16 protein-coding genes are annotated in these 23479 nt (G+C 66.9%); 10 read left to right on the plus strand and 6 right to left on the minus strand.

What is annotated here, in order from left to right:
- Positions 1–31: 31 nt before the first annotated feature.
- The 4 genes from B2G71_RS04560 (at position 32) to B2G71_RS04575 (ending at position 7165) form a co-directional block, all read left to right on the plus strand.
- On the plus strand, positions 32–1642 hold the full coding sequence (locus B2G71_RS04560; protein WP_098104935.1) for an NAD(P)/FAD-dependent oxidoreductase: 1611 nt from the start codon (positions 32–34) through the stop codon (positions 1640–1642).
- 238 nt (positions 1643–1880) lie between these two features.
- Entirely contained in the window at positions 1881–3746 is a 1866-nt protein-coding gene (locus B2G71_RS04565; protein ID WP_168176256.1) for a methyl-accepting chemotaxis protein, read from the plus strand.
- A 4-nt stretch (positions 3747–3750) separates the two neighbouring features.
- Positions 3751–5133 carry an alginate export family protein gene (locus B2G71_RS04570; protein ID WP_168176257.1) on the plus strand — a complete coding sequence of 461 codons (1383 nt, stop codon included), beginning with the start codon at positions 3751–3753 and terminating at the stop codon, positions 5131–5133.
- Between the two features lie 190 nt (positions 5134–5323).
- Positions 5324–7165, plus strand: a complete 1842-nt coding sequence (locus B2G71_RS04575; protein ID WP_098104553.1) for a methyl-accepting chemotaxis protein — start codon at positions 5324–5326, stop codon at positions 7163–7165.
- Between the two features lie 63 nt (positions 7166–7228).
- Here the strand turns inward: B2G71_RS04575 and B2G71_RS04580 are convergent, their stop codons facing one another.
- A complete protein-coding gene (locus B2G71_RS04580; RefSeq protein ID WP_098104554.1) occupies positions 7229–9565 on the minus strand; it encodes a heavy metal translocating P-type ATPase in 2337 nt (778 codons plus the stop codon).
- Positions 9566–9806: 241 nt separating this feature from the next.
- Between B2G71_RS04580 and B2G71_RS04585 the strand changes: the two genes are divergently transcribed.
- The 4 genes from B2G71_RS04585 (at position 9807) to B2G71_RS04600 (ending at position 13308) form a co-directional block, all read left to right on the plus strand.
- Positions 9807–10046 (plus strand): metal-sensitive transcriptional regulator, encoded by a 240-nt coding sequence (locus tag B2G71_RS04585; protein ID WP_276306903.1) that lies wholly within the window; start codon positions 9807–9809, stop codon positions 10044–10046.
- Positions 10043–10420 carry a hypothetical protein gene (locus tag B2G71_RS04590; RefSeq protein ID WP_098104556.1) on the plus strand — a complete coding sequence of 126 codons (378 nt, stop codon included), beginning with the start codon at positions 10043–10045 and terminating at the stop codon, positions 10418–10420. Before B2G71_RS04585 ends, B2G71_RS04590 begins: the two co-directional genes overlap by 4 nt.
- 177 nt (positions 10421–10597) lie before the next feature.
- The gene (locus B2G71_RS04595) at positions 10598–12307 is read left to right on the plus strand and encodes a copper resistance system multicopper oxidase (RefSeq protein ID WP_098104936.1); all 1710 of its coding nucleotides are present in this window, start codon (positions 10598–10600) and stop codon (positions 12305–12307) included.
- Entirely contained in the window at positions 12304–13308 is a 1005-nt protein-coding gene (locus tag B2G71_RS04600; RefSeq protein WP_098104557.1) for a copper resistance protein B, read from the plus strand. The genes B2G71_RS04595 and B2G71_RS04600 overlap by 4 nt, the downstream gene beginning before the upstream one ends.
- 90 nt (positions 13309–13398) lie before the next feature.
- Here the strand turns inward: B2G71_RS04600 and B2G71_RS04605 are convergent, their stop codons facing one another.
- Entirely contained in the window at positions 13399–15489 is a 2091-nt protein-coding gene (locus tag B2G71_RS04605) for a catalase (RefSeq protein WP_098104558.1), read from the minus strand.
- A gap of 210 nt (positions 15490–15699) precedes the next feature.
- Here B2G71_RS04605 and B2G71_RS04610 point away from each other — a divergent pair, with 210 nt between their 5' ends.
- The gene (locus B2G71_RS04610; protein ID WP_098104559.1) at positions 15700–16551 is read left to right on the plus strand and encodes a glucose 1-dehydrogenase; all 852 of its coding nucleotides are present in this window, start codon (positions 15700–15702) and stop codon (positions 16549–16551) included.
- Positions 16552–16573: 22 nt separating this feature from the next.
- Here B2G71_RS04610 and B2G71_RS04615 read toward each other — a convergent pair whose 3' ends face one another.
- Both B2G71_RS04615 and B2G71_RS04620 read right to left on the minus strand, forming a co-directional pair.
- The gene (locus B2G71_RS04615; protein WP_098104560.1) at positions 16574–17815 is read right to left on the minus strand and encodes an alpha-hydroxy acid oxidase; all 1242 of its coding nucleotides are present in this window, start codon (positions 17813–17815) and stop codon (positions 16574–16576) included.
- Positions 17815–19020, minus strand: coding sequence for a cytochrome P450 (locus B2G71_RS04620; protein ID WP_098104561.1), 1206 nt, complete (start codon positions 19018–19020; stop codon positions 17815–17817). The genes B2G71_RS04615 and B2G71_RS04620 overlap by 1 nt, the downstream gene beginning before the upstream one ends.
- Before the next feature lie 266 nt (positions 19021–19286).
- Between B2G71_RS04620 and B2G71_RS04625 the strand changes: the two genes are divergently transcribed.
- Positions 19287–21680, plus strand: a complete 2394-nt coding sequence (locus B2G71_RS04625) for a TonB-dependent receptor (RefSeq protein WP_098104562.1) — start codon at positions 19287–19289, stop codon at positions 21678–21680.
- Between the two features lie 40 nt (positions 21681–21720).
- Here B2G71_RS04625 and B2G71_RS04630 read toward each other — a convergent pair whose 3' ends face one another.
- Positions 21721–22530, minus strand: a complete 810-nt coding sequence (locus tag B2G71_RS04630) for a phytanoyl-CoA dioxygenase family protein (protein WP_240530007.1) — start codon at positions 22528–22530, stop codon at positions 21721–21723.
- A complete protein-coding gene (locus B2G71_RS04635) occupies positions 22527–23450 on the minus strand; it encodes a cyclase family protein (protein WP_098104563.1) in 924 nt (307 codons plus the stop codon). Before B2G71_RS04635 ends, B2G71_RS04630 begins: the two co-directional genes overlap by 4 nt.
- Between the last annotated feature and the right edge of the window lie 29 nt (positions 23451–23479).

Genomic DNA, 23479 nt, shown 5'->3' on the forward strand with positions numbered 1-23479 from the left:
CCGGCGCGCCGCGTAACGGGAAGTGCCTTCGATGACCACCAAGTACGACGCCGTGATCATTGGCGGCGGCCACAACGGCCTCGTTTGCGCCTACTATCTCGCCCGGGCGGGCAAGTCGGTCCGGGTCCTGGAGCGGCGCGCGATGGTTGGCGGCGCGGCGGTCACCGAGGAATTCCATCCCGGATTCCGCAACTCGGTGGCGAGCTATACCGTCAGTCTGCTGCAACCCAAGGTCATCAGGGACATGAAGCTCGCGCGGCGCGGGCTGCGGATCGTCGAGCGGCCCGTCTCGAACTTTCTTCCGCAAGAGGACGGCCGCTACCTGATGACGGGCGGCGGCATGGAGCGCACGCAGGCCGAATTCCGCAAGTTCTCCGCCACCGATGCCGATGCGCTTCCCGACTACCTCGCCGCGCTGGAAGAGGTGGCGGACCTGCTGCGCGACCTCGCGCTCAAGACTCCGCCGAATGCCGGCGACGGACTTGCCGCCCTCGTCGCGGCGGCAAGACAGGGGCGCGGTGTGCTTAAGCGCGATCTTTCCGGACAGCGCGAGATGCTCGCCCTGTTAACCAAGTCCGCGCGGACGTTTCTCGATAGCTGGTTCGAGAGCGAGGCGGTGAAGGCCGCGTTTGGGTTCGATGCCGTGGTCGGCAACTTCGCCTCGCCGGACACGCCCGGCTCGGCCTACGTGCTGCTCCATCACGTCTTCGGCGAAGTGAACGGCACCAAGGGCGCCTGGGGCCATGCCATCGGCGGCATGGGTGCGATCACCCAGGCCATGCGCGCCGCCTGCGAGGAGGCTGGCGTCGAGATTTCGACCGATGCCGCAGTGGAGCAAGTGCTTGTCGACAACGGGCGCGCCATCGGGGTTCGGATCGAAGACGGCCGCGAGGTGTTCGGCAAGGCCATCGTCGCCAACGTCGGCCCGCGCCTGCTCTACGACCGCCTGATCGCGTCCGACGATCTGCCAGCCGATTTCCGCAAGGCGATGCGCGGTTACAAGGTCGGCTCGGGCACATTCCGGGTGAACGTCGCGCTCAGCGAACTGCCGCGCTTCGCGTGTCTGCCCGAGCCGGGCGAGCACCTCCAGTCCGGCATCATCATCGCCCCGACCCTCGACTACATGGACCGGGCCTACACCGACGCCAAACAGACCGGAATGTCGAAGGCTCCCGTCGTCGAGATGCTGATTCCGACGGTGGTCGACGACAGTCTGGCACCTGCCGGGGCGCATGTCGCCAGCCTGTTCTGCCAGCAATTCGCGCCTGAATTGCCCGAGGGGCGAAGCTGGGACGACGCGCGCGACGCGGCGGCCGACCTGATCGTGGCAACGGTGGACCGATGGGCGCCGGGCTTCGGACCGTCCGTCATCGCGCGGCAGATCCATTCCCCGCTCGACCTCGAGCGCAAGTTCGGCCTGATCGGCGGCGACATCATGCATGGCAATATGAGCCTCGACCAGCTCTGGTCGGCGCGGCCCGTGCTGGGGAACGGCGCCTATCGCGGGCCGATCAGCGGCCTCTACATGTGCGGCGCGGGCACCCATCCCGGCGGCGGTGTGACCGGCGCCCCCGGCCACAACGCCGCGCGCGAAATCCTGGCGGACGGCAAGCCCTGGCGGCGCATCGCCCGCGCCGGCTGACTTCGGCGCGGAGACGCCCCTCGCGCCGTTCCAACGAGCCGCGTCGGCAAGCGAACCTCCATTGCCGATGGGCGCTCTGTCCGGGCTCGCCCACTGCCTCCGGCTCACGCTTCGCTCGGCAGTGTCTTGCCGACTGCCTCAGGGGAGTCCGCTAGCTGCCATTGACCGTGTCGGTAAATGATTAATGCGAGTGGCCCTGCAGCACATTTCCTTCGGTGCAGCGCAAAAAGGGTTCCTCATGGCAAGCTCGCACACGGTCAAAAAATCTTGGCTGCGCAGCCGCTCGATCACGCAGCGGCTCGCAATTCTTTCGCTCGCCGCGATCGTCACCGGGCTCGCCGTCCTCGCGACCACGGTCGTGAGTTCGGTGCTGAGCATCGACATGGTCGGGCGCGCCAGCCTGACCAGCGAGCAGGCGCTGCAATCGGCGCTGCTGGAAAAGGACTTCGCCTCGCTCGAGCGCGACGTGTTCCACCATGGCCTCGTGCGCGACCAGCAGACCCGCGATAACCTGACGAGCAACATCGCCGACCTGAAGAGCTCCATCGCCGAGACGCGCAAGGTTCTCGGCGCGGACGACACCGGCGCCCTGGCGAAAGTCGTCGAAAGCGCGGACGCTTACGTGGACGTCGTCGAGCGCGAGCTTGCCGGTGATCGCGGGGGCAAGGCCGCCGTGGCGAACATCGTCGCGGCCGGCGAGATCGTCGACGGCAATATCGAAGCCATTCGCGACCCCGTGATCGCGCGCAGCGAAGAGATCGCCGCCAGCCAGGATTCGCTGGCCCACTGGGCACTGATCGTCGCGGGGGCCATCTGCGTCGTCACGGGACTGGTCTCCTACCTGCTGACGCGCGCCGTTCGCACCACCATCATCGACGAACTGGGCGGAGTTCGCCAGACGATCTTCGCCATCGAGGAAGGGGAGCTCGAGACTGATGTTCCCTATCTCGACCGGAGCGACGAAGTGGGCGAGCTGGCTCAGGCCGCCGAGCGGCTGCGGCTGACGATCATCGAGAACCGCAAGATCGAAGAGCAGACCCGCAACATGCTGGCGATGGTCGGGCGCGGCCTGCACGATCTCGCCGAGGGCGACGTAACCATCCAGCTTCCCGAGATCGGAGAGGCGTTCGACAGCCTGCGCCGCGACTTCAACCGCACGGTCGCGCAATTGCAGGAGACCATGTCGTCGGTCACCCAGTCCACCACGAGCATCCGGGCCGGCACGAAGGAGTTCAGCGACGCCTCGACCGACCTTGCGCACCGGACCGAGCAGCAGGCGGGCGGCCTCGCCTCGATGTCGGCGACCATCCGCACCCTGAGCGAGGACATGGCAGAGACCGCCGAAGGCGCAAGCCAGGCGCACTCCCGCGTCGGCGATGCGGTCAACGAGGCCAACGAAGGCGGCCAGGTCGTTGCCCATGCGGTGAAGGCGATGGACGCGATCCAGAAGTCGACCGCCGAAATCGGCAGCATCATGGCGATCATCGACGGGATCGCGTTCCAGACCAACCTCCTCGCGCTCAACGCCGGCGTCGAAGCGGCCCGGGCCGGAGAGGCCGGTAAGGGCTTCGCCGTCGTCGCCACCGAAGTGCGGGCGCTCGCGCAGCGCACGACCGAGGCGGCAAGCAACGTGCGTGCCCTGATCGAGACCAGCACGCATCAGGTCGAGCAGGGCGTGGAACTCGTTCAGCGCACCGGTGAGTCGCTTCAGCGGATCATCGAGCGCATCGATTCCGCGACCGAGATCGTGATGAAGATCAACCAGTCCGCCTCCAGCCAGTCGATACGTCTCAGCGAGGCCGACAAGCAGGTCGCCGCCATGGACATCACGACGCAGCAGAACGCCGCGATGGCCGAAGAGAGCACCGCCGCCGCGCGCTCGCTTTCGAGCGAGACCGAAAAGCTGGCCGGGCTGGTCGGCCGGTTCAAGCTGGGTGGCGGCAACGTCGTCGATGCCCGCGACCGGTTCGACGTTGCCGCGCCGACCGGCTTGTACGCCGCGCAGCCGAAGGCGGCGCTTCCGGCCTTCGAGAGAAAAGCGAGCGCCACCGGGGGCGGCGCTCCGCAGCTCGCCGCGACAGACGATAGCTGGGAGGAGTTCTGATCCCATGAACCAGGATGCACGAGCAAAATCCGTCCTTGCCGGCACACGCCCCGGCCGGATCGCGCGGTGGGGGCTGGCCAGCATCGCGACGCTGGGGATCTTCTCCGGAGCAGCGAACGCGGCCGACGCGCCCGCCTCGGGATGGGACTTCGAGGCGAGCACGCGAGTCCGCTACGAAGCATACGACGGCGGCTACCGGCCCGGCGGACGCGAGAGCGAGGACGCCGTTTCCATCCGTACCAGCCTCGGCGTCACCTACGATGGTGACGGGTTCGGCGCGGGCCTCGAGATTCGCGATTCGCGCGCCTATTCGATCGACGAGACGACGCCGCTCGGCTCGGGCGACATAGATGCCCTTGAGGTTGCCCAGGCCTGGGTCGCGGCGGACGTTGCCGAGGGCGCCCGGCTGACCGCCGGCCGCTTCCTTCTCAACATCGGATCGAAGCGGCTCGCCGGCGATCCGGCATATCGCAACGCGGCGAACGCCTTTACCGGCCTTCGTTTCGACTGGCAGGGCCAGGGCGACAGCCCGACCGCCCTCACCGCGTTCTTCACCTTGCCCGATGACAGGTTGCCCAACGACAAGCCGGCTCTCGCCCGCAACAAGTTCAAGTTCGACCGGGAGCGCTGGGATCTGCGGTTCTGGGGCGCGCATGTCGCGCGCAAGATCGGCACGATCGACGGCGAGCTCTACGTGATCGGACTGGACGAGAACGACTATCCCGGCAAGGCCACCCGCAATCGGCATCTCGTCACGGTGGGCTCGCGGCTGCGCCGTTCCTTCAAGAGCGGAATCTCGGCCGAGCTGGAGGGCATGGTGCAGCGCGGGAACATCCGCGAATCCAAGGCCGCCGATGCTCCCGAAGTGCCCGTTCGCGCCTGGAGCATGCATGCCGACCTCGCCTATCGGCTGGGCGGCAGCCTGAAGCCGCGCATCACCGTGTTCGGCGACATTGCCAGCGGCGACAAGGCCGGCACGCGCAAGTACGAGCGCTTCGATTCGCTTTACGGCCCGCGCCGCGGCGACTGGGGGCCGACCTCGCTGTTCGGCCCGCTGGGTCGCAGCAACATCAAGGGCGCCGGCATCCGGTTCGACATCGCGCCTTCGAAGCGTTTCGACGTCTTCGGCGAATGGCGCCGGGTCGGCCTCGTTTCGGCCAGCGACGCCTTTTCCTTCACACGCGTGATCGATCCCGAGGGCAACTCGGGCCGGGACGGCGGCAGTCAGTTCCAGGCCCGGGCGCGCTACTGGCTCGTGCCAAAGCGTATGCAGCTCGAAACGGGCGCCGCCTATCTCGACAAGGGACGCTTCCTCAAAACGGCGCCCAATGCCCCGCGGACCGGCGACACGAAATACGGTTACGCGTCGGCGCTCTACACCTTCTGATCCGACCCGGGCTTCGCCGTTGCAACCGCAGGCACGGACGAAGCGGGAGCGTCGCCTTCATGCCTCTCTTCCTTCGCCGCGACGAGCCCGCTCAGGAAAGTCCTCTATCCGCCCTTGCCCCGCTGAGTAATCATTCGATGCGATGGCACCGTAACGCACTCTCACCGCGCGGCAGCGCAAAGGAACTGGCATGGTAGTCTCTAACAAGGTCAACGCTTCTTGGTTGCGGGATCGTTCGATCACGCAGCGGCTTGCGATCCTTTCGCTTACAGCGATCGTTACCGGACTGGCCGTCTTCGGCGCAACGGTGGTGAATTCGGTGCTCAGCATCGGCATGGTCGAACGCGCCACCCTGACCAGCGAGCAGGCGCTGCAATCGGCCCTGCTCGAAAAGGACTTCGCCTCGCTCGAGCGCGACGTGTTCCGCCACGCCCTAGTGCGCGACCGGCAAACGCGAGAGAGCCTGACCGCGAACGTCACGGATCTCGAAACGTCGATCGAAGACACGCGCAAGTTGCTCGGCGCGGACGAGACCGGTGCGCTGGCGAAAGTCGCCGAAAGCGCGGACGCCTACGTGGATGTCGTCGAGCGCGAGCTTGCCAGGGGCGGCAAGGCGACGGTCGCGAACATCGTCGCTTCCGGCGAGGTCGTGGACAACAATATCGAAGCCATCCGCGGTCCCGTGGTCGCACGCAGCCTTGAGCTCGATGCGGCCCAGAACTCTCTGGCCCACGCGGCCCTGATCGTGATGGGTGCGATCTGCCTCGTCACCGGCCTCGCCTCCTACCTGCTCACCAAGGGCGTTCGGTCCACCATCCTGGAGGAACTGGGCAACGTCCGTGAGACGATCTTCGCCATCGAGAACGGGCGACTGGACCTCGCCGTGCCCTACCTCAACCGGCACGACGAAGTGGGCGAACTCGCCCAGGCCGCCGAGCGGCTGCGGCTGACCACGATCGAGAACCGCAAGATCGAGGAACAGACCCGGACCATGGCCGAGGAACTGCAGGCCACCCTGACCGAGAACCAGAAGGTCGAGGCGGAAACCCGCCGCATGCTCGAGGTGGTCGGGCGCGGAATGCACGACCTCGCCGAGGGCGACGTGACCGTGCAACTGCCCGAACTGGGCGAGGCGTTCGCGCGGCTGCAGACCGATTTCAACCGCATGGTCCAGCAACTGCGCGAGACCCTGATTTCGGTCTCGGATTCGACCGAGAGCATCAAGTCGGGAACGATGGAGTTCAGCCAGGCATCCACCGATCTGGCGCAACGCACCGAACGCAACGCGGACGCGCTGGCTCAGGTGGCTTCGGCTGTCCGCACGCTAAACGCCGACCTTTCCTCCACCGCCGAGCGCGCGCAGCAGGCGCACCGCCGCGTGCAGGAAGCCGTGAATGTCGCACAGGAGGGCGGCCAGGTGGTGGCGCAGGCGGTAACGGCGATGGACGCGATCCAGAGCTCGACGGCCGAAATCGGCAGCATCATGGCCATCATCGACGGGATCGCGTTCCAGACCAACCTCCTCGCGCTCAATGCGGGCGTCGAGGCGGCTCGGGCCGGGGAAGCCGGAAAGGGCTTCGCCGTGGTCGCGACCGAGGTGCGGGCGCTGGCACAGCGCACCACCGAAGCGGCCAGCCAGGTGCGCGGCCTGATCGAGACGAGCACCGACCAGGTTGGGCAAGGAGTGGAGATGGTCCAGCGGACCGGCTCGTCGCTTCAGAAGATCATCGAACGCATCACCGATGCCACCGAGATCGTGACGCTGATTACCGAATCCGCGTCGAACCAATCGGGACGGCTCCGGGAGGCGGACGAATCGCTCGCCGCGATGGACGTCACGTCCCAGCAGAACACCGCGATGGTGGAAGAAAGCTCCGTTGCCGCGATCAGCCTTTCCGACGAGACCGAAAACCTCGCGCGCCTTGTCACCCGTTTCCGCATGGACGCGGACGACCCTCGCGAACGGGCCGGCGCGCGCCATCCCGGCGATCGCGCCAAGCCGCGCTGGGCCGAGCCGAGGCTCATCGCCTGATCCCGGCCTCGCCGTCAGGAGCTTTGGCGACGCCGGTCCGATCGCGGCCGCGCCAGCGCCTCGTCAGAGCTCGGCCCGGCGAAGCCGCAGGGCATTGGCGATGACCGACACCGAAGAAAGGCTCATCGCGGCAGCGGCGATCATTGGGCTCAGCAACAGTCCGAAGAATGGATAGAGCACGCCTGCCGCAACCGGCACGCCCACGGTGTTGTAGCCGAAGGCGAACAGCAGGTTCTGCCGGATGTTGCGCATCGTCAGGTGCGACAGGCGGCGTGCCTTCGCCAGGCCGAGCAGGTCTCCGCTGACCAGCGTCACACCCGCGCTTTCCATCGCGACATCGGTGCCCGTGCCCATGGCGATGCCGACGTCGGCGGCGGCGAGCGCGGGGGCGTCGTTGATTCCGTCTCCGGCCATCGCGACCTTGCGGCCCGCGTCCTTGAGCTGCCCGACGATACGGTGCTTGTCCTCGGGCGAGACTTCAGCATGGACCTCGTCGATCCCCAGCTCGCCCGCGACCGCCTGCGCCGTCGTGGCGGCGTCGCCCGTCAGCATGACGACGCGCACGCCCTGCCCGTGCAGACGCTTCACCGCCTCCGCGCTGCTCTGCTTGATCGGATCGGCGACAGAGAGAAGCCCAGCCAGCCTGCCGTCCACCGCGACGAACATGACCGTGCGGCCCTTCGCGCGGCCGGCCTGCGCTTGCTGTTCGGCGCTTTCATCGGCGATCCCGAGACCCTGCATCAAGCGCGCGTTGCCGATGGCCACCTTGCGGCCCCCGACATCGCCGCGCGCACCCTGTCCGGTGACTGCCTCGAACTGCTCGGCCTCCGCCACCGTGATGCCGCGATCGCGGGCACCGGCGACGATTGCGGTGGCGAGCGGATGTTCGCTGCCGAGTTCGATGGCCGCGGCGAGAGCGAGCAGGTCATCTTCCGCGAACCCGTCCGAAGTGTCCACCGCGACTAGCCGGGGCTTGCCTTCCGTCAGCGTTCCGGTCTTGTCGACGACGACGGTGTCGATCGTCTCGAGCGCCTGCAACGCTTCGGCGTCGCGGATCAGGATGCCGTTACGCGCGCCCTTGCCGGTGCCGACCATGATCGACATCGGGGTGGCGAGGCCGAGCGCGCAGGGGCAGGCGATGATCAGCACGGCGATCGCGTTGACCAGCGCGTAAGTCAGCGCAGGCGGCGGTCCCCAGATCGCCCAGGCGACGAACGCGGCGAGCGCGCTTGCGATGACCGCGGGCACGAACCACGCCGCGACACGGTCGGCAAGGTTCTGGATCGGAGCGCGGCTGCGCTGGGCGGACGCGACCATCTGCACGATGCGCGACAGCAGCGTGTCCCGCCCCACCCGCTCGGCGACCATGACGAGGCTGCCGTTACCGTTGACGGTGCCGCCGGTCAGCCGCTCGCCCGCAGCCTTCGCCACCGGCATGGGCTCGCCGGTCACCATGGATTCGTCGACGTGGCTCGATCCGCTTTCGACGGTGCCGTCCACCGGGACCTTGGCGCCCGGGCGCACGCGCAGGCGGTCGCCGGGATGGACGTCCTCCAGCGGGATCTCCTGATCGCCGTCGGCGCCGATGCGGATCGCGGCGGGAGGCGCGAGTTCGAGCAGCGCGCGCAAGGCGCCCGAGGTCTGCCCGCGCGCCTTCAGTTCGAGCACCTGCCCCAGCAGGACGAGCGTGGTGATCACCGCCGCTGCCTCGAAATAGACGCCCACACGCCCCGTATGGTCGCGGAACGCCGGGGGGAACAGTCCCGGCGCCAGCGTGGCGACGAAGCTGAAGCCGTAGGCGATGGCGACGCCCAGCCCGATCAGCGTGAACATGTTCGGATTGCGCGTTCGCACCGAAGCCACCGCCCGCACGAAAAACGGGGCCGCGCCCCAGAACACGACCGGCGTGGCGAGCGCCATTTGCAGCCATTGCGCCCACTCCGGCGGGACAATGCTCGCGAGCGGATTGCCCGGCAGCATCTCGCCCATCGCGAACAGGAACAGCGGCACGGTGAAGACCGCGCTGACCACGAAGCGGCGGCGCATGTCGATCAGTTCGGGATCGGGGCCGTCGTCGAGGCTGACCTGTTCGGGCTCGAGCGCCATGCCGCAGATCGGGCACGTTCCCGGCCCCTGCTGGCGCACTTCGGGATGCATCGGACACGTGTAGATGGCCCCGGGCGCGACCGGCTCGGGATCGCGCTGCCTCAGGTACTTGCCCGGGTCATCGACGAACTTCGCGCGGCATCCGTCCGAGCAGAAGTGATACTCCGACCCTTCGTGCGTGGCGTGATGCGCGCTCGCCACGGGATCGACGCGCATTCCGCAAACCGGGTCGATGACTTCTTCCTGACCTCCAGCGGTGTGCGTGTGCGCGCCGCGATGCGCATGCTGATCCATTTGGTCTCGATCCTTCGGCCTGAGCGCCTGTTCCGGTGCCGTTCGGACGTGTTCGTCGCCCGCCGGGCGAAAACGCGGCGGAAGCGAATAGCCTCCGCGCTGTCCCAATGTCCGAGCATACCCCTACCGGGTATTTTCCGATTGTGCAACATACAGGGGTAGGGTATAGGAGAGCATTGCCCGTCAACCGTATCCAGCCGACCGAACCATGCACGCCAAGTTCTCCCGGGAAATCACCCGCATGAAGCGCATCGAAGGGCAGGCGCGCGGGATCGTGCGGATGATGGAGGAGGAGCGGTATTGCATAGATGTCCTCCAGCAGCTTTCCGCGATCGAGGCGGCGATCCGGGCGGCGAAGTCCAAGGTGCTGGAAATCCACGCCGCGCATTGCATCGAGGATGCGATCAAGTCCGGAGATGCGGAGGACCAGCGCGAAAAATTCCGCGAGTTGGTGGATCTTTTCGAAAAGGTCGGACGTTGAGACCGCTCGCGCTCCTGAAGAGCGCGGCCGAACGCTTCAGCGCGGTCTGGATGCTGCTCGGCGCGGCGTTGATGCTGGCTTCCGCCCCGGCCATGGCAACGGCGCCGCAGGCAATGTCCCGGACGGCCCCGCACCACGCGGCGCAGGCTGACGAAGACTGCTCGACGCGACCGTCGCGGCACGGCCCTTCACCGCTTCAGGACACCATCCATTGCTTCGCGAGTTGCCTCGCGGCGATGTCCGGGATGCGCCCCGCCGCGCCCGATCCGGCGGTGGAGTCGCCCGTCTTCGGGATGGCTCCCGACCTCGCCGTTCAAAAGCGTCTCACGCCGCGTCCGTCGCCCGTCGACCCGCCCCCGCCGCGCTCGTCCTGAGCGCCTGACACGCGGCGCATCCGGCTGATGCTCGCCGCCGCACGGCCTCTGCGCTGCCCATGCGCGGCTCAGATGCGACCGATGCCGCCGGCCCTGGCGGACACAGGTCCACGCCAACCGTGCATCACCAGCCATTTCTCAACACTTCCAGTGACCGGCTCGGCCGGAAGGACTTTCATGCTCACATCGTCACTAGACCGGCGCGCCCTGCTCGGCGGCGCCCTTGCCACGGGGAGCGCGGCTGCGTTCGCCGCCCTCTTCCCGCAATGGGCGCGCGCGCAGACCGGCCATCATCCGCCGCGTGCCGCCGAAGCCCTGTCGGGCGAAGACATCGCCCTGTCGCTCGCGCGCGCACCGTTCACTCTCGGCGGCCGCACGGCGAGCGCCACCACCGTCAACGGCACCCTTCCCGGCCCGCTCATCCGCCTGCGCGAAGGGCAGGACGTGCGGCTCGCCGTCACCAATCACCTCGACGTCGACAGCTCGATCCACTGGCACGGGCTGCTCGTTCCCTTCCAGATGGACGGCGTGCCGGGCGTGACCTTTCCCGGTATCCGCCCCCACGAGACCTTCACCTATGAATTCCCGGTCCGGCAGGCGGGCACCTACTGGTACCACAGCCATTCGGGCGGACAGGAGGGCACGGGCCTTTTCGGTCCGATCGTCATCGATCCCGCCGGAGGCGAACGCGTGGCCGCCGACCGCGAGTTCGTCGTCATGCTCTCCGACTGGAGCTTCATGCCGCCGCTGGACATCCTGCGGAAGCTGAAAGCGCAACCGGACTATTTCAACTACCGGCAGCAGACGTGGTTCGACGCGCCGTCAGGCAAGCCGATGAGCATCGCCGACAAGATGAAATGGGGACGAATGCGCATGTCGCCGGCGGACATCGCCGACGTGACCGGCGCGACCTACACCTATCTCGTCAACGGACAGGGACCCGATGCGAACTGGACCGGGCTGTTCCATCCGGGCGAGCGGGTACGGCTGCGCATCATCAACGCCTCGGCCATGACCATATTCAACTTACGGATCCCGGGCCTGCCGCTCACCGTCGTCGCGGCGGACGGCAGCGACGTGAAGCCGGTCGAGACCGACGAGATCCAGATCGGCGTCGCCGAGACCTACGACCTGATCGTCACGCCCGGCGAGCAGGCCTACACGCTGTTCGCCGAGTCCATCGACCGGTCGGGCTATGCCCGTGGCACCCTGGCTCCGCGCCCCGGCATGGCGGCCCCCGTTCCCGCGCTGCGAAAGCCCCCGATCCTCACCATGCAGGACATGGGCATGGGCGGCATGGGCGCCATGGATCATCGCGCACACGGCTCGATGTCGATGCGCGACGGCGCCAATGCGCCGGGCGTCGAACTCACTCCCGGTGTCGACATGATCGCGCCGATGCCGGTGGACCGCACCGGTGATCGCGGCCTCGGGCTCGACGACGCCGACCACCGCGTCCTCGTCTACACCGATCTGGAAGCACCCGAGCCGCGCCGCGACATATCTGCGCCCTCGCGCGAGATCGTGGTTCACCTCACCGGCAATATGGAGCGCTACATGTGGTCGTTCGACGGCAGGCGCTATAGCGCCATTGTCGAACCGATCCGGCTCGCGCGCAATGAACGGGTGCGCTTCAAGCTGGTCAACCAGACCATGATGACGCACCCCATCCATCTGCACGGCTTCCTGTTCGACCTCGTCAACGGCAAAGGCGACAGGCTGCCGCGCAAGCACACGGTCAACGTTCTGCCGGGCGGCTTCGTCGCCTTCGACGTCACCGCCGACGAGCCGGGCGACTGGGCGTTTCATTGCCACCTGCTGCTGCACATGATCTCGGGCATGTTCAACGTCGTGACCGTGCGCCCTCTCGGGGGAGACGCGGCATGAGGTACCTATTGCCACTCGCGGCCACGCTCTGGGCCCTCCCCGCAACGGCGCAGGATACCGGCCAGGCCGCGCATGACCACCACGGCGCACACGACATGGCCGGCATGTCGAAGCAGAAAGAGGAGAGCGACAACGCGCATGCCGCGCACGGCACGGCGCAGGAGCGCGATGCGATGCAGGGCATGGACCCGCCCGCCTCGCCCGTAATGGACCACTCCGGACACGCCATGCCCATGAATGCGCAAGCGCCGGTTCCGCAGGCGCCGCCGCCTCCGGCGGCCCTCTCGGGTCCGGTCCATGCCGCGGACGAATACTATGCCGATGGCGCGATGGCCCATGCCCGCGAGATGATGACGGCGGAGATGGATGATTTCGAGGCCGCCTTCTTCATGCTCGATCGGCTCGAATGGCAGCCGGGCAAGGGCCAGGACGGCTTCGCCTGGGAAGCGAGCATGAGCGTGGGCGGCGACATCGACCGGTTCTGGATCACGACGGAAGGCGACGGCGAATTTGGCGACGGGCTCGACGATGCCGAGGTGCAGGCCCTGTGGAGCCATGCCGTCGGGCCGTGGTTCGACCTGCACGCCGGGGTCCGGCAACAGATCTTCCCGGGTCCCGATCGCACCCAACTTGCCATCGGCCTTGAGGGATTGGCCCCCTACATGATCGAGGTATCGGCCACCGCCTTCGTCTCCACCAAGGGCGAACTCACGGGCAGGATCGAAGCCGAGACCGATCAGCGCCTGACGCAACGGCTGATCCTGCAACCGCGGGTCGAGGCGAACTTCTCGGCGCAGGACATCCCGGAGATACGGCTGGGCTCAGGGATCACCTCGCTGGAGGCAGGCGTCAGGCTGCGATACGAAATGCGGCGCACGTTCGCCCCCTACGTCGGATTCGAATGGCAAAAGCAGTTCGGGCGGACCGCTACCCTCGCAACCGCCACCGGCGACAATCCCGACCGGGTGGTGGGAGTGATCGGCCTGCGCGCCTGGTTCTGACGCAAAAGCCACGGCGCGGGCCGCCGCCCGGTCCGCGCCGTGGCTCTGCAAGCGGGGCCCCGGAAACGGCCGCCCGGAACTGAACCGCCGTCAGTCCTGCTTGACGGCCTCGCGGTCCCAGAAGCGAAGCTGCGCGCACTTCTCGATGAAGGCTTCGGCATCGGCGGGCTTGGAGACATCGACGAAGCCTTCGTCCATCCACTTCCACACGCCCGCGCTCTCGAACAGCGGCTGCACTGCGGGCACGTAGGCCACGAACTTGGCGTGCGCGAAGGCGTCGTTGACGAAATCGATGCTGGGCTTGTCCGCATCGTAGCGCCTGGCCGAGGCCTCGCTCATCACCACTGCCACGGCATCGTAGACGACCGAGGGACCGCCATCGATCTTTTCGTCGGCCTCGAGCATGGTGCCGTCCGAAAGCTTCGCGCCGGCGACATGCGGCGCGATGATCTCGACCATGGCACCCGCCTTGGCGGCCGCGTCCTTCAATGCGGAGACGACGCCCGCGTCGGCGCCTTCGGCAATGTAGATGCCGAGCTTGCGGCCCTTGAAGCTGTTGGGCGCGTTCCGGATGATCGACAGCGCGGGGCTTTCAGGCAGGTCGGCGATCGGATCGCGCGCCGCCGGCACCTTGTCGGGCATCTCGGGCAGTCCGATGCCCTCGCACACCTGCCGGGCCAGGCCTTCGTCGATATGGCGCAGGTGCCCGATCATGCGCTTGCGAATGTCCATGCGGCCGACCTTGGAAAGCTCGAAGGTCAGCGCATTGGCCATGTGGGTCTGCTCGACCGGCGATTGCGAGACGTAGAACTGCCGGGCCTGGCTGTAATGGTCGGCGAAGGTCTCGCTGCGCTCGCGAACCTTGGCGCCTTCGAGCGCGACCGGGGCGGAGGTGAACCCGCGCATCGGGCAGCCACGGGGACCGCGATTTGCTTCGGCGCCGTCTCCCGCCCCCCACGAGTTTGGCTCATAGTTCGCCCGACCCTTGGGGTTCTGCATCGCCATGTGCCCGTCCTGCTGGAAGTGGTGCACAGGGCACTTTGGCGCATTGATCGGGATATGGGTGAAGTTCGGCCCGCCGAGCCGCTTGAGCTGCGTGTCGAGGTAGCTGAAATTGCGCCCCTGCAGCAGCGGGTCCTCGGTAAAGTCGATCCCCGGCACGATGTTCTGCGTGCAGAAGGCAACCTGCTCGGTCTCGGCGAAGAAATTGTCGACGTTGGCATCGAGCGTCATCGTGCCGACGATGCGGACCGGCACCTGCTCCTCGGGGATGATCTTGGTCGCATCGAGCACGTCGAACTCGAACGCATCCGCGAACGCCTGATCGAAGACCTGCACGCCGAGATCCCATTGCGGAAAGTCGCCCGCGTCGATCGCGGCCCACATGTCGCGGCGATGGAAGTCCGGGTCCATGCCGTTGATCTTGAGCGCCTCGTTCCAGATCACCGACTGCATGCCGAGCCTGGGCTTCCAGTGGAACTTGACGAACTTCGCCTCGCCCTTCTCGTTGACCAGCCGGAAGGTGTGGACGCCGAAGCCTTCCATGAGGCGGAACGAGCGCGGGATCGTGCGGTCGGACATGATCCACATGATCATGTTCATCGATTCCGGCGACAGGCTCACGAAATCCCAGAAATTGTCGTGCGCCGTCTGCGCCTGCGGAAAGCCGCGGTCGGGCGCGGGCTTGGCCGCGTGGATGAGGTCGGGAAACTTGATCGCGTCCTGGATGAAGAACACCGGTATGTTGTTGCCGACGATATCCCAGTTGCCTTCGTCGGTGTAGAACTTGACCGCGAAGCCGCGCACGTCGCGCGCCAAGTCGGGCGAGCCCTTGTTGCCCGCGACAGTCGAGAAGCGCACGAACACGGGCGTCTTCTTGCCCTTCTCGCCCGCGAGCACCGGGGCGCGGGTCAGTTCCGGGATCGGATCGGTGAGTTCGAACGTCCCATGCACGCCGTAGCCCCGCGCATGAACGACACGCTCGGGAATCCGCTCGTGATCGAAGTGGAAGATCTTCTCGCGAGCGATATGGTCTTCGAGCAGCGAGGGGCCCCGCGCCCCCGCCTTGAGCCAGTTCTGGTCATCGGCGACCGGAGCGCCTTGCGCCGTGGTCATGACGTCGTCTTTGCCCTCGGGCTTCTGATGATTGGCGCCACCCTTGGAAAGTTCGAATTGGCTCATGGTCGTATCCCTGTCTGCAAGTCATCAACTAGAGCAGCAATCGAACCGGCGGGGCGAAGTTTCGCGCACTATTTGCTTTGCGGCGAATAGAGCCTCCCGTCCGCTCAACCGAAATCGCGGCTTAACTTTTGTAAATTCAGCCAAATTCCCGCATCCCTCGTGTGAACTTTCGTACTTCCGCCCGCGTTGGAATCGCGAAGGAGACAACTGATGACCGACACTGTTGAAATGATCCACGAGGATTCCCTGCCGGGCCATGAAAGCGCGCTCGAACGCAAGCCCGATTGGACGCCCCGCTATCCGGGATCGAACCGCCTCAAGGACAAGGTCGCGATCGTGACCGGGGGCGATAGCGGTATCGGCCGGGCCGTCGCCGCGCTCTATGCCCGCGAGGGCGCGAAGGTGGCGATCGTCTACCTGCTCGAAGACGACGACGCGGCCGAAACGAAGCGCATCGTCGAGGCAGAGGGCAGCGAGGCGATCGCGATCCGGGCCGATGTCGGCTCGAAGAAGATGTGCGAGCGGATCGTCGAGCAGACGCTCGAAGCGTTCGGCCGCATCGACATCCTCGTCAACAACGCGGGCGAGCAGCACCCCGACGCGGAGATCACCGACATCACCGAGGATCAGCTACGCCGGACGTTCCAGACCAACATCTTCGGCATGTTCTTCCTCGTCCAGGCGGTGCGCCCCCACCTCAAGGCGGGCGCGTCAATCGTCAACTGCACCAGCGTGACCATGTACAAGGGCAGCAAGAACCTGCTCGACTATAGCGCGACGAAGGGCGCGATCACCGCTTTCACCCGCTCGCTGTCGGAGAACCTCGTCGGCGAAGGCATCCGCGTCAACGCCGTGGCGCCCGGCCCGATCTGGACGCCGCTCAATCCCTGCGGCGGCGCGAGCAAGGAAAAGCTGGAGCATTTCGGCGAAGGCACGCCGATGGGCCGCCCCGGCCAGCCCAACGAGGTGGCCCCCTCGTTCCTGTTTCTCGCCTGCGACGATGCCAGCTACATGTCGGGGCAGGTTCTCCATCCCAACGGCGGCATCGTCGTGAACGCCTGATGGCTGCGAGGCACGGACGGGCCTATGGGCGGGACACGTCGTCGCCGCGCCGGACGAGCCATTCGGGGCCGAGCGCTGCAAACGACGCGCAGCCCATGAGCTTGAGGTCGCGCTCGATTTCCTCGCGAAACAGGTCGAGCACCGCCGCCACGCCCGCCTCGCCGCCTGCCGCCAGACCATAGAGATAGGGCCTGCCGACAAGCACCGCGTCCGCGCCCAGGCAGCCGGCGGCGATCACGTCGGTGCCGCGCCGCACGCCGCCGTCGAGGAGCACCGTCGCGCGGTCGCCGATCGCGCGCGCGATGGCGGGAAGCGCGTCGATCGACGCCAGGCAGCGATCGAGCTGCCTGCCGCCATGGTTCGAGACGACGACCCCGTCCGCGCCGACGTCGTCGACCGCGCTCGCGGCGTCCTCCGGATCGAGGATGCCCTTGACGAAGAACGGTCCGGACCAATGGTCACGCATCCATTTGACATCCTGCCAGGTCAGGTCCGAGCGGATCTGGCTTGCCAGTCTGGCGCTCGAATTGGCCGCGGCGGACATCGCCCCCGCGGGACCATCGGGCTCGGGTTCGGGCTCCTGTTCGGGCGGGGCTTGTGGAACTTCGAGGAAATGGCGCGCGGCAAGGCGCTTGTGGCGCAACGCCTCGTAAACCCATGGCGCATGGCGCAAGAGGTGCAGCATGCGCCCGGGCGTGACGGTCCAGGGAAGCTGGAAGTGCCACTTGCGCTCACCCTCGCGGTTGCCGAGAGTGGGGATGTCGACGGTCACGAACAGCGCCGAATAGCCCGCCGCCTTCGCGCGCTGCATCAGTTCTAGAATGCGCGCGCGTCCGCCGATCGGATAGAGCTGGAACCAGTGCCCCGCCGTCGTGGCCCGCGCGACGTCCTCCAGCAGATAGCTCGCCGCGGTGGAGAGCGCCGCGCGCGTGCCCGCCGTCTCGGCCGCCCTTGCCGCCGCGACGTCTCCGGTCCAGTGCGCGATTCCCGTCGCGCCGACCGGCGCGAGCGCGACGGGAATCGACAGCCGCGTTCCGGCGACGGTCACGCCGGTGTCGGGCATACCGACACCGGTAAGTGAGCGCATCCGCAACCGATGGCGGGCAAACGCCGACACGTTCTCGTCCAGCGTGACGCGATCGTCGGCCCCGCCCTCGATATAGCTCCAGGCCATGTCGGGCAGCCGCCGGCGCGCGGCCTCGCGCCATCCGGCGACGCTGACGGGCGGCACGCCCGCGCGCAACCGAAAGCGAAACGCGCCCATCAGGCGCGCTCGATCACGATCGATGCCGGTCCGCGCAGGCTGAAATTGCCGAAAGTGACGGGCCGCGCGACGCGGAAATCCGGCACACGGCGCAAGAGCGCATCGGTGAACTCGCGCGCTTCCATGCGCGCGAGCGTGGCGCCGAGGCAGCTATGCAGTCCGAAGACGAATGCGAGGTGCGGCTTCTTCGCGCGGTGGAGGTCGAAGCGGTCGGGCGCGTCCCAGCGCGCGGGGTCCCTTCCCGCCGCGCCGATCAGAAGGATGATCTGGGCGCCCTGCGGCAGCGCCACTCCGGCGACTTGCGCCCCGTCCTTCATCACGCCGCGCGGGAGCACTTGCGTCACGCCCTGCCAGCGCAGGACTTCCTCGACCGCATCCGGAATCAGATCGGCCGTTTGGCGCAATTCGCCGCGCAGATCCGCGTCCTCCGCGAGCGTGACGACGATATGCCCCAGCCATTTCGCGGTCGTCTCGTTGCCCGCGAAGAGCAATTGGCGAATGTTCACCATAAGCGCCTCGTCGGACAGGGTACGGGCAATGTCAGAGCCCACCATCATGCTCACGAGATCCTCGCCCGGATTGCCCCGCCGATAGCGAATCTGGTCTCGGATGTAATCGCCCAGGTCGCGCTTCGCCGCCTCGGATGCCAGCCAAGCCGGATCGTTGGCGTAGTCGATGGGAAAGCCGCCCGAGGTCGCGTCGGCCATCGCGTCGCTCCAGGCGATGACGACGGGGACCATGTCGGGCGCCACGCCCATCATCCTCGCGATCACGACCGCCGGAAGCGGGCGGCACAGGCGCGCCATGATATCGACCTGCCCGCCGCCGGAGAGTTCCTCGACGACGCCATCCGCCAGATCGACGATGGCATCGCGGACGAAGGGAACCAGCCGTTCGACGCCGCGCGATCCGAAGGCCGCCACCCACACGTTGCGCAGCGCGTTGTGCATCGCGCGCTCGTCGATCGAGATGAAGGCCTCCTCTCCGAACAGCGATGCGATCAGCCCCTCCTGTCCGAACTGATCGGGACTGTTGAGGACCTGTCGACACACGCGGTCATGCCCGGTCATCCAGAAGCCCTGTTCGTTCCAGACCAGCGGTCCCGCCTCGCGAATGCTGCGCAGCATATCCCAGGGCCGCGCGAGGTTGCCCGGATCATAAAGGTCCACGTTCAGGCGCGGCGCCACCGCATCGTCCGGCTTCATTCTCGCATCCTTCCCCGGCGCCGATTTCGGTCCACGTTGCGCCGAAACCCTGATTAGGCAGGCCAGCACACAGCAGGCAACGCCGTTGCCGGGGGATGTCGCGAAGCGCCATTTCGTTGTCGCGAGCGACCATTGCTGGCGTGCCCGCCGCGTCGGATTAAGGCTGGGCAACAATCAATCAAACGACGGTCCCGGCATGCCGATCGGCCGGGCGACCCCTTGCGCGGGTCGTCCGAAGACCGGGTCGTCCTGGGAGGAGAAAATCGATGCCAGACGTCTCGTTTCGCTATCTGACGGCCGCCAGTCTGCTCGCGCTGGCGGCGCCGGTCGCGGCCACGGCGCAGGACGCGCCGCCCCCCGACGAGGCGCAGAACGCAACGGCGCTGGACACCATCGTCGTCACCGCGCGGCGGCGCGAGGAATCGCTGCTCGACGTGCCGGTGGCGGTTTCCGCGATCTCCGCCGAGATGCTGGAAAAGGCGCACATCAGTGACGTCACCCAGATCGCGCAGATGACCCCGCAGCTGCTCATCGCCCCGGCCTCGGGCGGCGGCGGCGGCACGATATCGATCCGCGGTGTCGGCTCGTCCTACCTCGATCCGGGCATCGAGCAGTCGGTCGGCGTGCTGGTCGACAACGTTTCCGTCGGCCGGGGCCGCTTCATCCTCGCCTCGCAGTTCGACCTCCAGCAAGTCGAGGTCCTCAAGGGCCCGCAGGCGCTGTTCTTCGGCAAGAATTCGCCCGCCGGCGTGATCTCGATCACTTCGGCGGCGCCGACCTCCGATTTCGCGGCGATGATCCGCGGCGGATACGAATTCGAGGCGGAAGAGAAATACGTCGAAGCCTTCGTATCGGGCCCGATCGCGGACGACCTGCTGTTCCGCGTCGCCGGCAAGATCTCCGACCTCAACGGCTGGATCAAGAACGTCGCGCCGGGCGGCGAAAACCCGATCTATCCCTTCCCCATCCCGGGACCGGCGACCGGAGATGCGCCCGCCTATACCTCCTACGCAGGACGCGCCACGCTCAAGTGGGAGCCCACCAGCAATTTCGACGCGACGTTCAAGCTCGCCGGGAGCTACCTGAAGGGCAACGGCGACGACGCGATCGAGGGCTTCTGCGCCCCGCCCGCGCTCGGCAAAGGGCAGCTTTCGACGACGAACCTGGTAACCGGCGAGCAAGTCTACGCCCCCAGCACCGACTGCCGCCTCGACAAGGTGAGGGCCCAGGGCGCGCTGCCGGCCGAAGTGCTCAACAACTGGCCGGGCGCCCGGGATGGCCGCTCGTACAATCGCCTGACCACGTGGATCGGCAGCCTCGTGCTCAACTACCAGCTCGACGACATCACCATCACCTCGGTCAGCGGCTATACCAAGCTGAAGGGCCGCAACCTCGGCTTCTATGATCTCACGTCGTTCGCGGCGGTGGGGTCCTACCTCGTCGAGGACACCCGAACCTGGTCGCAGGAACTGCGCGTGGCCAGCGACTACGACGGGCCGCTCAATTTCACCTTCGGTGGCTTTTTCGAGGATTCAAAGCGATTCAACACGTTCCAGCCGATCCTCGGCTTCGTCGGTTTCGACGCGGACAACGGCAATTCGGCCTATACCTTCGAGAACCGATGGGACAATTCGGGCAACACCTATGCCGCCTTCGGCCAGTTGCGCTATTCGATCCTCGACAACCTTGAACTCGCCGGCGGCGTGCGCTTCACGCACGAGAAGAAGGAAATCTCGGGGCGGAACCTCTATCTGAACGTGCTGGGCCAGGCCTTCGGACTGCTCCCCGTCGGCCAGACGATCAGCGAAAAGGTGTCGTTTTCGAACTGGTCGCCCGAAGTCACGCTGACCTACAAGCCGACCGACGGCCTCATGACCTACGTGGCGTACAAGACCGGGTTCAAATCGGGCGGGCTGTCGACGCCAGCCACGATCTCGGCCGTCTATGCAGATCCCAGCCTGCTGTCCTTCTCGCCCGAAAAGTCGAAGGGCTTCGAGGCGGGCATCAAGGGCGAGGCCGCAGGGCGTTCGATCCGCTTCGATCTCGTGGCCTATCGCTATACCTTCGACGACTTGCAGCTCACCTCGTTCGAGCCGACGCTGATCGCCTACTTCATCAAGAACGCGGGCAAATCGCGCACGACCGGCGTCGAGGCTTCGTTCGCCTGGCAGGCGACGCCCGAACTGGGGCTCAATGCCAGCGGCTCGTACAACAAGGCCAAGTACCTGAGCTTTCCCAATGCCCAGTGCTACCTCAAGATCGTCGGCACCCCGGTCTGCGCGAACGGCTTTTACGATCGCAGCGGGCAGCGCCTGCCCCGCGCGCCGGAGTGGACATTCAACTTCGGCGGCACCTACGAGCGCGAGATCGGCCAGGGCCTGAAAGCAGGACTAAGCGCGGAGGCGGTCTATACCGACGACTTTCTCACCGACGAACAAGGCTCGCCGGACGGCGTCGTCGACGGCTTCTGGCGCCTCAATGCCAGCGTCCGCGTAGCCGAGATCGACGACCGCTGGGAACTCGCGCTGATCGGCCGCAACCTCACCGACGAGTATTACCAGCTCATCAGCAACGACAAGACCTTCGGCACGCCCGGCGAGTACGGCGGGTTCACGCTGCGCCCGCGTGAAGTGGTGCTGCAGGCAACGGTGCGGTTCTGATCGAAAGCATCCCCTCCGGCGAGGCCGGAGGGGACCCATCTCAGACGATCGAGGCGCCGTTGACGACGCCGAAGCCGCAGGCCTTGTAGCCGAGCAGCACCAGCATTTCCTCGGTGGCGAACTGACGGATCTCCGGCCGCAGCGAGAGGAACCAGTTCTCCTGGCTGCGGTAGATGTACGAGGAATACCACGCGAAGACGCCCGCGCGGGTCTCGTTTCCCGTCACGTTGTTGCCCGTCTTGTGCCACAGGCGGCTTTCGAAAACGACGATCGAGCCCGCCGGTGCCTCGACCGCGACACCGTCGAGCTGCTGCTCTTCGCCTTGCGGCATCCGGTTCAGCCGGTGGCTGCCGGGCACGACGCGCGTCGCCCCGTTTTCGGCGGTGAAATCGTCGAGACACCAGCCGACGTTCATTCCCTGCGGCGCCCGCGGCCAGGGCTCGGGCACGAAGAGCTGATCGGCATGGAGCACCATTTCGCCGCCGCCCGGGCCGGTGATGTTCGCCGAGATGTTGGACAGCAGCGCGGGCCAGCCGACGACTTCCTTCAAGAGGTCGATCGCCAGCGGATGAAAGGCAAGGTCCTCGAACAGCGGATCGCGGCTCAGCACGTTGGCGACACGCTGGTTGCTGGCATCGTCGGCATAGTCGAGCGCGAGCCGTTGCTCGCGACCCCGCGCGCGATCGGACTCCGCCGCGCGGTAGAGCGCGTCGCGCGTGCGCGCCAGCGTGTCGCCGGTGAGCACATCGGGCACGATCGCAAGGCCATGCTCGGCGATGTCCGCCAGCATTTGCGCGCGATCGCGCGTCGGCGCGGGTAGCTGGCCAGCGGTGGCCTTGGCGAGTGTCACAGGATCGCCAGCGGCGTCAGCGGCGATCCGACGCCGCCCTTTACCAGCAGCGGGGGCGCGGTGAAGAAGAACGACCAGCAATCTTCCGCCGCGCAGACCTCAGCAAGCTCGTCGAGCACGAAAACCTCGCCCAGCGTCATGCCCATGTCGCGGATGAGCACGCAATGCACCGGCATCTCGAACGCGCTGTCGTTGGCTGGCATCGCCTCGACGCCCCAGTTGTCGCTGGCAAGCGCGGCGATCTCGCGTTCGTGCAGCCAGGGCGCGCAATCGAGCGCGATGCCCGGCTCGCCGTTCCAGTAGCGCGCCGCGTCGCCATCCTTCGTGAAACAGCGCAGCCAGCCGGTCCGCACGATCAGGATGTCGCCGGGACGCGTCTCGCAGCCCTGCGCCGCGAGCGCCGCGTCGAGATCCGCCGCGGTGATCACCTCGCCGGCCTCGAGCCGGTCCTTGCCGCGCAGCCGCGCCAGATCGAGCAGCACGCCGCGCCCGGCGACCCCGCGTTCGGCGATCTGATCGATCGAGAGCGCCGCCGAGCCCGCCCCCGTCGTGATCGATGATGAGGGCACGCCGTTGTAGAGCTGGTCGTCGTAGCCGACATGGCCCAATCCGTCCCACTGCGTCACCGATTGCAGCGGCAGGTAGAGCGCGTCGTCGGCGACGATCATGCGGTCGGGGCGGTCGGCGAAATCGGGCGGGGTCAGGCTCATCATGTGGATCGGGTTGACACGCCCGCCGAGCCCGACCTGGATTCCCTGGTTGCTCAGCGGCAGGCCGAGATTGACGATCCGTCCGCTGCGCACCGCCCGCGCCGCCTGCGCGGTCCGTTCGGGTGTGAGATGGTTGAGCGTGCCGATCCGGTCGTCCGCGCCCCAGCGCCCCCAGTTCGAGACCTGCTTGCCGATTTCGCGAAATTCCATCCGATCGCTCTCCTGGCTTTGTCGATCAT

This window comes from Novosphingobium sp. PC22D (assembly GCF_002556635.1).
GTDB lineage: Bacteria > Pseudomonadota > Alphaproteobacteria > Sphingomonadales > Sphingomonadaceae > Novosphingobium.